The sequence below is a fragment of the Rufibacter latericius genome (genome assembly GCF_003721515.1).
GTDB classification, from domain to species: Bacteria; Bacteroidota; Bacteroidia; order Cytophagales; family Hymenobacteraceae; genus Nibribacter; species Nibribacter latericius.
In genome coordinates this window covers 340,514-352,681 of sequence record NZ_RJJD01000002.1, presented here as the reverse complement: position 1 = coordinate 352,681, position 12,168 = coordinate 340,514, and the positions used below count along the sequence as shown (strand labels likewise).

At 49.4% G+C, this 12,168-nt stretch carries 6 protein-coding genes; all 6 read left to right on the top strand.

Annotation, left to right across the window (positions count from 1 at the left end):
* Positions 1-3: 3 nt before the first annotated feature.
* Entirely contained in the window at positions 4-1,755 is a 1,752-nt protein-coding gene (locus tag EFB08_RS05420) for a hypothetical protein (protein ID WP_123125902.1), read from the top strand.
* A 102-nt stretch (positions 1,756-1,857) separates the two neighbouring features.
* Positions 1,858-4,614 (top strand): S8 family serine peptidase, encoded by a 2,757-nt coding sequence (locus tag EFB08_RS05415; protein ID WP_123125901.1) that lies wholly within the window; start codon positions 1,858-1,860, stop codon positions 4,612-4,614.
* 14 nt (positions 4,615-4,628) lie between these two features.
* Positions 4,629-6,365 carry an amidohydrolase family protein gene (locus EFB08_RS05410; protein ID WP_123125900.1) on the top strand — a complete coding sequence of 579 codons (1,737 nt, stop codon included), beginning with the start codon at positions 4,629-4,631 and terminating at the stop codon, positions 6,363-6,365.
* A 36-nt stretch (positions 6,366-6,401) separates the two neighbouring features.
* A complete protein-coding gene (locus EFB08_RS23755) occupies positions 6,402-7,394 on the top strand; it encodes a peptidoglycan-binding domain-containing protein (protein WP_227006227.1) in 993 nt (330 codons plus the stop codon).
* A 390-nt stretch (positions 7,395-7,784) separates the two neighbouring features.
* Entirely contained in the window at positions 7,785-11,225 is a 3,441-nt protein-coding gene (locus tag EFB08_RS05400; RefSeq protein ID WP_227006226.1) for a patatin-like phospholipase family protein, read from the top strand.
* 429 nt (positions 11,226-11,654) lie between these two features.
* Entirely contained in the window at positions 11,655-12,035 is a 381-nt protein-coding gene (locus tag EFB08_RS05395; RefSeq protein ID WP_123125899.1) for a hypothetical protein, read from the top strand.
* Positions 12,036-12,168: the final 133 nt, after the last annotated feature.

The following is a 12,168-nucleotide window of genomic DNA, read 5'->3' as shown; positions in this document are numbered from 1 at the left end:
ACCATGCCATCTCCTTTAGTCCCCATTTCTAAAGTGAAATTAGAGGCGGAGAAGTTTCTCTTCCCCCTGATCAGTAATTACAACCGGTTGGAAGGAAGTCCCCGCTCCAAGGATTTCGGACACAGCCTCCGCATGGAAATGAGAGACCCCCTCTGGACCCTTTGCCGGCAGTGGCAGTTTGGCGAGTTCCAGGCTGAGGATGCCGGCACTCCGTTTCAGGCCTCTATTTTAGGAAAGCACACCAAACCGAAGGACATCGTCCTTAAGAGCGGGGAGCGGATTCCCTATGATCACAAATTCCCCTTGGAAACCTTGATTGAGCAGGAGAGTTTGCCCCCCACCATGTTTCTGAAGGCCCAAATGGGAAGGCACCTTTTGATGCTTCTGAAATCCAAAAAACTGAAGAAGTACCAGGCCCTGATGCTGGAAAAATATCCTTTGGAAGGGGAGGCACTGCTGGATGATGAAGAAGGAAGGTTTTTCACCAAAGGAATTCAAGGCCTGCTACCCGACGGCTTTAAAATCCACCAGGACATAAAGAAGGGTACTTTTCCGGACTGGATTTCCGGTGAGGCCCAAATTGAGGAAGCCCACCGTCCTGCGTTCCTGGAGGTAGCCGATGCGTTCACCAAATGGTTTGCGACGTTGTACCAGCAACCTGCCAAGAACCAGTCTGCCTGGGTACCGGAACACCTGGAGTACAGTTTCTCCCTGGAAAGCAATCACCAGGAAAACGGCATACGGCTGGTCGCTGACCAGTACTGCTCGGGCCACCTGGACTGGAAAGACTTCGATCAGGAATTAATCCAGAGCAACAGAAACCGGGAGGAACCCACCACCGGCGAGGACGTTTTACAGACGTTTATCCCAAATCCGCTTAAATTCAGCGGCATGCCGCACCCCCGCTTGTGGCAGATGGAAGACCAAGCCACCGACTTCGGGAAGATTGAAGCGTCGCCTACTGCATTGCTCAACTTGCTCCTGGCCGAGTACGGGTTAACCTATTCCAATGACTGGTTTATTCTTCCCTATGAACTGGACATTAACACCATCTGCCAGATAGAAGGCATTGTGGTGAAAGATGTTTTTGGCCAGTATATGCATGTGGCGCCCTCCATCAAAGACCCCGAGATGAACTGGCAGGAATTTGCCGTTTTCCACCAGACCGAAAGGCAGAACTCCACCCAAAACGAGAGCGTCTTTTACATGGCTCCATCGGTGGGAAAATTGCTGGAAGGCGAGGATCTGGAGAAAGTAAACTTCATCAGGGATGAGATGTCCAACATGGTGTGGGCCATTGAGCAGGTGGTATCCTCAGAGGCTGGTTCCGGAAGGATGCTGAAGCGGCATGTGCCGGATTTGGCCGAGTTCACCCCCTTTGAAACCGAAGCCCAGATCAGGTATGTACTGGGCAACACCGTGCCCGATAACTGGATCCCTTTCATACCCGTGCAGAAAGAAACGGCCGCAGGCGAAGTGGCACGGGAGATTAGGCTACAGCGAGCTCGAATGCCCCAGGGCACCCGACCTATCAGTCGGATCGTGTCAGAAACGAAACCGGTTTTCTTTATTGAGGAAGAAGAAATTCCCCGGGCAGGAGTGATCATCAGGAGGAACTTTCAGCGTACCCGCTGGCTCAATGGCAAAACGTATCTATGGGTAGGCAGGCGCAAGCAGGCGGGTAGAGGAGAAGGAATCGCCAATCTGATGTTTGATCAGATTATACCTATTAAGCGCGAGAATGGTCAGTCTTAATTTATTCAAGAAAACAGGAACGTTGCTTTAGACCTCATTTCTGAAAAACCCCTTTAAAACGGAAGAGCCTTGTTGGCGGGGAAGTACACCAACCTCTAACCTATGGAACTGAACCAGACCGATATCGCCAACTATGCTTCTGATCGTTATACGGCCTCTTTAAAGGAAATTGAGCGGATAAAGAACGGAATTTACCATAACCGGAAAGGGCAGGTATCGTTGGTAGACATCCAGGTACCGGAGGAGGCCCACCGCCTTTCTAAACGGATTCAACGGGAAGGAGTACCTCTTGACCTAGCCCTGGAGCGGATCAATGGGGTGCCTAATTTTCAGGACGTGTTTATCCTCAGGAAGATCGTGAACCTCGCTGACTCGGTTTGCCGGATCATAATCAAGAGTCCTTTCGGAGCCTCGGGATACGGAACCGGTTTCTTGATCACGCCCAACCTCATCATTACCAACAACCATGTGCTGCCCGATGCAGAAATTGCCCGAAAATCATTAATCCAGTTCCGGTATGAATTAGGGGCCACCCAGGCTTCAGACCCGGTCACTTTCGCCCTTCGGCCAGACATTTTTTACCTGACCTCTCCCATCCAGAAAAAAGCGGAGGTCCCCAACAGCGGACTGGATTTTACCATTGTGGCGGTAGCCGATACCTCTGAAGACAATATTCCTCTCTCGTCTTTCACTCCTGCGCGGTTAGATGGGGCCACCGGAAAAATCATAGAAGGAGAAAACTGCATTGTGGTCCAGCACCCCGGCGGAGACTACAAGAAAGTGGTTTTGAAAGACATCCGGATGCTTACCCTCACCGATAATTTCCTCATCTACGAGTCAGATACCTTGCCCGGGTCTTCAGGAGGCATGGTAGTGGGACTGGGAACCGGTGAAATAGTGGCCTTGCACCACAGCGGCGTTCCCCGAAGAAACAACCAGGGCCAATGGCTCCGCAAGAACGGCACCCTGGTAGAACCCGGCGACCCAGACGATGTCATTGATTGGCTCGGGAACGAAGGCGTGCGGGTCAGCAGCATCATACAGGCCGTCCGGAACATGGAACTGCCCAAATCCATGGAAAAGTACCGGCACCAGATTCTGGAAAGCCAGCCCTCTGCGCCAACTGAAGTTCAATCTCATTCTTCCACTCCAACTCCAACATCCATGACAACCCCTTTACCAGAGAAAGAACTGCCTGGCAGCCTGCAACAATTTGAGGTGGAGCTTTCGGCCATTGAAGCCTTGCAGGACGATTGGAAGCAAAATGCCAATACCTTGGTGCCAGAACTCAGCCGCAGTGAACCTATTTTCCCCTACGCCTCAGATGCAGACCAACGGCGCTTTTTCTACCTCAGCGTAAAGTCAGACAAGACAGCCTGGGAGATGGCGGCGGCTCTGGAGGCCATGCCCCACATTGATGCCTGTACCCCAGACCTGCCCGTTTATTCAGACCTGGCAACTTCTTCCACAAACCCTAGCGGGATGCCGCAGGGCCAGGAATCTATTTTAGACTTTGTCTACACAGATGGTTCCGCCAAGTGGAACGAGCACGAGTTTCTGGAGCAGTGGAAAAATGCGCAGTGGGCGAAAGAACAAATTGCCGCCAATGATTTGGAGGGGGTAAGAAGGTGGAACTGGCGAGCCGTAAATTTTAATGGAATTGCCCAGGAAGATGGCCGCTGGAGCGCCGTTAAAAAGAACATCCAAAATATAAAGCTGGTACAACTAGACACTGGATACTCTACCCACTCAAAGGTCAAAGAGTCTTATGACTTACAGTGGGACATGGACTTCGTGGACCATGACTCCGATGCCCGCGATGAGCAAGCCAAATGGGGATTCAAGATGCCCAGCCACGGTACCCGCACGGCCAGTCTGGTAGTAGGCGGAAGGATTAAGCCAGAGTATGAGTATGACGGAAACCCCGGTATTCTGCATGACACAGACAAACCCTTGGTGAAGCTCATTCCGTACCGGGTGGCCAAAAGCGTACTGTTGCTGGGTCGGGCCAAAGACATTGTAGATGCGGTAACCCACGCCGTGAATAACGGTGCCGATGTTATATTCATGTGTATGGGCAGTTACCCGCGGCCCATGATGGGGAAAGTGGCCCAGATAGCCTATGAAAGTGGGGTGATTTGGGTGTGTGCCGCCGGAAATGAGGTAGAAGTAGTGGTAGCCCCGGCCATTTACCCAGGCACCATCGCGGTTGCCGCCACCAACCCTGATGAGAAACCCTGGGTTGGTACCAGCTACGGCGAGGCCGTTGACATTGCCGCCCCAGGTGAATCGGTGTACGTGCCGTTCCTGGACAAAGACGGGCAGGAAATCATGGCCTACGGTGATGGTACCAGTTACGCCACCCCGCACGTTGCATCTGCGGCTACCCTCTGGAAAGCGCTTCACGTTGAAAAGTTAAGGGCATTGTATCCTCAGAAATGGCAGGTAGTAGAAGCGTTTCGGTACTGTTTACGGAAAAGCGCCCGTAAACCAGCCAGCTGGAAAGTGAAGATGTATTCTATGTACGGGGCCGGTATTCTGGATATTGAGGCCCTTCTACAGGTAGAGCTGCCTCAACCTAAAGAATTAATCAATGCCTACCAAGGCAAGAACGTACCCGCCAAGGCAGACCTAGGCGTGCGCGAAGCCATTCATTTCTTTTGGAATACCTTGAAACGGAAGTCCATGCCTGGCCATCATGAAACAATGGAGTTTGCCAACCTGACCGGCCGGGGCAAAACTGCCTATAATGCTCTCCTTAAAAGCCAGTATAACGGGATGCTGGAGTCAACCGCTTCCGCCAGCAGCCTGAAGAGCAAACAGATTCTTAACGACTACTTTGAGAGTTTCAGACGCTAACAACCCTTGCAGCCATGGCCCAGACTTCTTACTTCGACTTTCATTTTCACCCGGTTTTTAAGCAGTTCATAACCCGCTATGAAGAAAATTACCCATCTGGCCGGGCGGCAGTAGAACTCACCAAACCCATGGACCTGAAAAATGACCTCATGGATGTGGTGGATGAAGAGGTCCTGCATATCCTGGAAAGTCAGTGTTCGCTGGAGCAGATGACCAAGGGGGGGGTACGTCTGGGCATTGCCAATGTGGTGGCCATGGAGCACGGTATTGCTGATAGTGAGGGATTTATAGCAAAACTACTGCGGTCTAGCTGGACCCGGCCCATGGACCAGCGGTACCTGAAGAACATCCGGTTAGGCGAGGTGTCTTACTACCGGATGTTCATCAAGGAATTGGATTTGTACCGAAGCCTAGCCAAAGTGCCCTACATCCAGTTTCTGACCCGCAAAAGCCCGACGCAGATTGATGAATCCAAGTTCTTCATCGCCCTGGGCATGGAAGGCGGGCATAACCTGTCGCGCCTCAAAGTAGCCAAGCCCAACCTCTATGACACCCAACCCATCAACGGCAACGGTTCCCTGGGCGCCATTTATGATGATTTCTGCAAACCAGATACTGCCACCGTCACCTCCAGTCTACAAAGGCTGCAGCAGGCGCTCTGGGAGGAGGGCATGGACCTTTTCTACATCACGCTCACCCACCTGTCGCACATCATAGAACAACCTTTGGCTACCCACGCCTTCGGGATGAAGATGCTGAAACACGGCGCTTTCTACCCGGTGGGCAACGGCATCACGCCCTTAGGCAAAGAGGTCATTGATGCCGCCTATACCATGGTGGTAGGAGGTAAGCCAACCCCTATCCTGATAGACATCAAGCACATGGGCCTGAAATCCAGGCAGGACTTTTATGCCTACAGAAAACAGAATCCCCAAAACGAAAACATTCCCATCATCGCTTCCCATGTAGGCGTTACGGGTTATTCTCTGCCTGAGTGGGTGGACAGCATGACGGAAACTGCAGCGTTTAACCAGTCTGGCATTAGGGCCGTTGAAGTGATGACCCGGCGCAGAAAAGCGGGTGATTGGGGCTCTGGGCTGAACAGTGAGTTCACGTTCAATCCTTGGAGCATTAACCTCATGGACGAAGACATTATTGAAGTGCTGCGGTCTGGCGGACTCATAGGAGTATCTCTGGACGTTCGAATTTTGGGCTTCCAGGCGAAGATTGGCATGAGTTCCAAAGAGCAGTCAGAATACCTGTCGGTGCCCGATTTCAAGACATTTTTCCCGGACGTGCAGGTAAGGGGATTGTCTCCTGAACCGCTGGAGGGCATGGAGACTATGGAGTCCTGGCTGGTGCCCACCAAAGAAGAACGCCACCCGCTGAGTTTGTGCTTCAACCTGCTGCACATTGTCTCAGTAGCAAAAAGCAACAAAGAAGAGATTAGCCCCAAGATGACCGACCCTTGGCAACACATCTGCATCGGTAGTGATTTTGACGGGCTCATAGACCCGGTGAAAATCTGCCGGGATGCCTCAAAAATGCCTGACTTAGAAAAAGTACTCCTAAAATGGCTCCCTATCGCCGAGAAAGCTTACCGCAATGAAAACGGAGGTCCTTCGCTGCTGCCTTCTACCAGCCGGAGCGAGATTGATGACGACAAGGTAAAACAGGTAGTACGGCAGATTATGTTTGAGAACGGGAAGGCCTTTGTTCAGGATTGGGTAAACGGCACCTTCCATTTATAGGCTAATTTTCTAAAAACACCTTTAAAACATACGGCCATGTTTGAGTTTAGAGAAGAGCATCTGGTGCGACTTTTTGAGCAGAACAGTATAGAGGTGCCCCTGAAGGGAATGGTGTTCTTCGGTTTGCGGGGGTGCTTACCCATAGACCTGGATGATTATTCGTTCAGTAACAAGCACCTGCTTCAGGTCACCAACCTCAATTACATCAATCCCCGATGTACGCTGGGTCAATGGGTGCCGGGCAAAGGAATTGCGGTTTTCCCGGGAAGTACCGTGCCCAGCCAGGCGTTTGTCTCCAAGGCGAGGGCCCGGAACGGAGTAGGGGCCAATCAGCTGTTAACCGGCTTTTACAACGATTACCGCAAAGGCGTGCACCATGCCGGAAGCAAGTCGGGGCACGAGGCGTTCAGGCAGGTAAACAAACTTCCCATCCGGCGCACCACCGATGATCTGGATTTCGACGTCAACGACCGGGTAGAATTTATGTGCCCCTTCGATAACCTGCATAGTGCCTGGAGTATGGGCGTGAGCGACGGTTATTCCAGTGCCGGTTGTCAGGTGGTGGTGGGTTACCCAAAATGCAAGAGCAGGAAAAACCTGCCTAGTACCGGTGCCTGGAAGGTTTTCCAGGCAAATGCCTACGCGCTTGAACAGAACAGTTTTCCTTACCTTTTGCTGGAAGGGCGCGATGCCCAAAAAGTAGCCCTTAATGAATCTAAATCTTTGACCATGCGCCTCCGGTATGGCTCAAAAGGAGAGGTGGTACTCAAACTCCAGGAAAAGCTGCGCGAGAAGAAATTCTATGAAGGCAATCTTGATAAGGACTTCGGGCCCAGAACCTTGATGGCAGTTCTCAATTTTCAAGCCACCAATTTCGGGTTGGAAGGCAGCGACGGAATAGTTGGACCTAATACCGCCGATGCCCTTAACCTTACACTTCCTTCCATTAAGCTACATGAACCAGCTTTGGAGTTGATAAGCGAACCAACCGCCCATATCTTTTCTGAACTGCATAATCCGGTGCAATAGAAGGACGAGACAAGTAGCGCATTTAAAGCCATTTTACTGAAAAACCTTTAAAAACAGATAGAAGCAGTATTTCGCCAGCATTTACCATTTATTTATTGGTTCTTTTTATAAAAGTAACGGTAAAACTCCACCAATAGAATATAAAAATAAGGCTCTTATATGGGAAATTCATAAGGTGAATGTCCGTGAGGACCCGCAATCATTTTCTAAAATTATAAATGGTTTTAACCCTTATTCTAAATACTTAACATCTTACTTCCTCTCACGAAAATTACCGGGTGTTTACCTGAACGTTTTGTGACCAATGCTACCTTAAAGTCTGGAATTCTTCTGCCAGCTTCTTTGATGTCTATTCCTACTTCCTTAGCATAATACCAGCAATCTTCAGCCATGGATGCTATATTGGATTTAACTTCAAGGGCGGTGTCAATTATAGAGTTGATGCAGGACGTGGTGCGTTCAACTGAGAAGGGCAGGTCAGAAAGGAAGTCAGTTTCTGTGGTGTTTCTGGAAAAAGACTTCGAAACTATCCTCCAACACCTGGAAGGGGTAAAAACGGAAGAGCGGTATCTGAAGCGGACTCAAGAACTCATGTGGCTGAAGGAGAAAAGCCGGAATTCAGAAGAAGTCTGTGCAGATAAATTCATCTCCGTCTCTGCCGCTTTGTTGAAATGGCTTCAAGAAAAGGGACCGCTTCTGGGGCCGAAGCTGTCATATGAAATAATTCCGGGAACTTCGTCCATTCATAAGAAAGAGGCAGAAAGTAAGCCCAGAACTCAACTGGACTCCTATCCCGCACCCCAGCATTGGCGAGTAGCCATCCGGCATCTGCTTTATACCACTCCGGGTTCCCGTCGTTCACTGGTGGAGGCACTGGGATATATGCCGGTGCAGGTTGTTTTGGCATTGGGAGGAGGAGAGTACGATGCTATCAAACAGCGAGAGCTTCAAGATAAAATGGCTTCAAACGAACAGGCCAAACTCCTGCTCGAAGATGACCAAGCCCTGGTCCAAAAATTACTAGAGCAGAAAGTTCCTTTGCCTTTTGAGACTGTCTACCGGGAAGAATTGCAGGAAATCCACCAAAGCCGAAACTTACGGGAACAACCTCCAACCGTAAAAAGGGGAGGCCCGCTGAAGCAGGCGGCAGACATGAGGTTGCGGGCGCTCGCCTTTTCAGGCGGGGGAATTCGGTCGGCCACGTTCAACCTGGGCATTCTGCAGGGGCTGGCCAAAGCCGGGTTACTGACCCAGTTTGATTACCTTTCAACGGTTTCCGGGGGCGGATATATCGGGTCTTGGTTTTCGGCCTGGATTGAAAGAGAAGGCTCTATTCAGAAAGTCCAGGATAGATTGAACCCTGAAAAATCGGCTGACCCCATGGGAGAGGAGGTAAGGCCCATCCGTTGGCTCCGCATGTTCAGCAACTATCTTGCTCCCAACAATAGCATCATGTCTGCTGACTCCTGGACCGTGGGCTTGACCTGGCTAAGAAATACCTTACTGAACCAGGTTGTCATTATGCTGTTACTCTGTACCGTTCTGGTGGCAGGGCTTTGTCTTTGCCTGCTGTGGCAGCAACTCTGGCCCGAAGGCACCACTCGGCAATCGGTGCTCTGGGTAACGAGCGGTTTTATTCTGGCCGGGGCTGTTTTGGCTGGTTGGGGCATGCATTCCTACACCAAAAACCTGCCACCACCTAGCTTAATCGAAGAAAAGAAAACGTACCTAATAACCGGAGGATTGCTGGTCACAGGTCTGCTAACGGCTTTCATGGTAAGCAGCTGGTTCTTCTCCAATGGTATTCTGGCTGATGAAAATACTTCCGTTTCAATACTGGATAGGTTCTACCTGCTTCTGCCAGTCGCGTACGTTGGCTCCGCAGGCCTTTTGCTGGTGGCAGGGTTGGGCCGCTATGATGCCTGCCTGCCTAAACGATCCCGCCTATATCAAGCCTGGGCCATCTTCCTTCTGATGGTGTTCTCCGTGGTGGCTGCCTTTGCCGGAACCATGTTACTGGCACTGGGTTGGCATGCCCTGCATTCTTTAGTCATTTTATCAAAGGATGCACCTTCCTGGCGCGAAAACACCGGGTCCTTTACTTTTGAAGAGCTAATCAGTTCAAAGGAGTTTTTGGGGAACCTGGCTTTTATCATAGGTACTCCGCTTGTTTTGGAGGTGCTGAGCTTTACGGTGGTAATCAGGATGGCCCTCTTAGGCAAGTTTTTTCCAGATGATAGACGAGAGTGGTGGGGGCGTATGGGGGCCGATGTTCACCGCGGCATTATGGGGTGGATTCTACTATCAACCGTTTGCCTTTTAGGGGGCAGACTCATTCAGGTAGGCCAAGACTATATACTGCCCTTAGCAGGAAGCTGGGTAGCCCTCATAGGAATAGCTGTTAGGTTCGCCTTTGGGTCTGCTACGCCAGTTGAACAGTCCTCCTCAGCAACAACTTCTAAATGGAAGGATTTGTTGGTGCGGGTTGCGCCTTACCTCTTTATTGTAGGCATGTTGATTATTGCCTCAGAAGTTATCGGAAACATAGTACGTCACGTGGGCATACAGGGAAGTTCACTTTTTAAAGCATTTGGTTTATTACTTGTTTTGGCCGCCCTCACCAGCCTTCTGGCCTGGAGAGTAGGGGTGAACGAATTTTCTATGCACCACTTTTATAGGAACCGCCTGATGAGGGGATACCTTGCTGCATCGCGCCGGCGCACAGAACGGGAAGCCAGCGTCAATCATTTTACCGGTTTTGATAGTAAAGATGACCTTAAACTTGCCAAATTAAGAACGAAGTTCGGCTACCCAGGACCCTTGCTGATAATCAACACCACCTTAAATGCCACCGAAGCCACAGAACTGGACCGCCAGGACCGCCAAGCCGAATCTTTTGTGTTTACGCCCTTGTACTGTGGGTTTGATTTCTGCCGGCTTAGACCTTCCATCAGTTCTGCGGGAAAATCCTTTGAGTACGGTTTCAGGCCTACAGAACAGTATGCGTATCCTAATGGAAAAAAATTGGGCGGACCCGGCATTGGAACCACCATGGCCATTTCTGGCGCGGCGGCAAACCCGAACCAGGGTTACCATTCCTCTCCAACGGCTGCATTCCTGATGACCGTATTCAATGCCCGCTTGGGCTGGTGGATGGGCAATCCACGGCGCAGCGACTGGCAACGGTCTGACCCTAGGTTCGGTTTGGGTTACCTTATTTATGACCTCTTAGGCAAAACCGATACCCGGCGTGATTATGTGTGCCTTTCTGATGGTGGTCATTTTGACAACATGGGCTTATATGAACTTGTCCGTCGGAGAACCCGCCTGATTGTTTTAGGAGACGGAGAACAGGATGACCGCTTCACCTGCGATGGCCTCGCCAACGCCATCCGGAGGTGCCGTATAGATTTTGGGGTTGATATAGAAATTGACGTAACGCCCATCACCACCCGAAACAAAGAAACTTCTTATTCGGCCCAACATTTCGCTATCGGGAACATCTGGTATCCGGAAGACTCCATTGGTAGACCCTCAGGTAAGTTGATCTACCTAAAGTCTTCTATAACCGGCGACGAAGCAGTAGATGTTCGGGAATACAGCCTGAAATTTCCAGCATTCCCGCACCAATCTACAGGGGACCAGTTTTTCAGCGAGGCTCAGTTTGAAAGCTATCGCAAATTAGGGTTGCACATAATGGAATCTGCCTTGAATGATGAACAGGTAAGAGCTCAGTTTGGCTTATTCAAACCAAACCTACATGAGTCTATCATTCCTAATATTCAAAGAGCACGCATTAACAGACCATACCTTGGTAAAATTGGTTGGTAACTGGAGTAAGGCTCTTGAAGGATTTCATCTTAAAATTAAATGGTATATGAATGGAATCTTGCTATAGGCGCTAAGGTTATTAATCTACTAAATTGCTTAACGATGTTCTTTAAGGTTCAAAGCAATGTAGATTCTATATTATAGAATTAAAACTGAAGCTTTACTTAACATATAATAAGCTATAAGCCTCTGTTCTCAAGTATACTTAAAAGTCTTATAATTTATATTATGTTAAGTAAAGTTTTGAAAGAACTTCTCCTACTTAGATTTTGATGATAAGCTTAACATTTACAATTTCAATGGCGCTTTTAAGTAAGTATAGATTTAGACTTTGAGGTTGTAACAAACCTCCATCAATACTGATTTTCAAGTGCACACAACCTTCATCCTCTTTTTGCGGTAGTCTAAGGTAAATCAACTTGATTCATTATGGCTACCCAAACATCCTTCGATGAACTTCTTAATACAAAACAGAAAAAGCTCTCCTTTTTTCAGAACCTCATTTTAGTTGCTATAGCTGATAACTATTTAGATCAGCAAGAAAGTGATTTCCTGGTCAATATTGGAAGGCGGCTTAACTTAACGGAGGAAGATACTGCGCCCATTGCCGATAACCTTTCCCTGCTATCCTTTATTATCCCTGAAGACGGCCTGCAGAAAACAATGGAGCTGCAAAGCCTTGTCATGATGGTGCTGCAAGACGGAGTGGTTGACAAAAACGAATACAACCTTTGCCTGGAGTATGCCCGAAGAATTGGCTACAGTCAAGACATGCTGGATGAATTTATTCAAGAATTAGGCAAGTCTTAAAGCCCATTAAGATGTTTATGGCCTATTTTTAGAAAAGAGGCTACTATACAGTATGCTCCCTGTTCCCTGTTAACTAAAAAGCCTCTTTAAAGAAAGAGGCTTTTTAGTTAACATAATTAAGGACTTTCTTCGC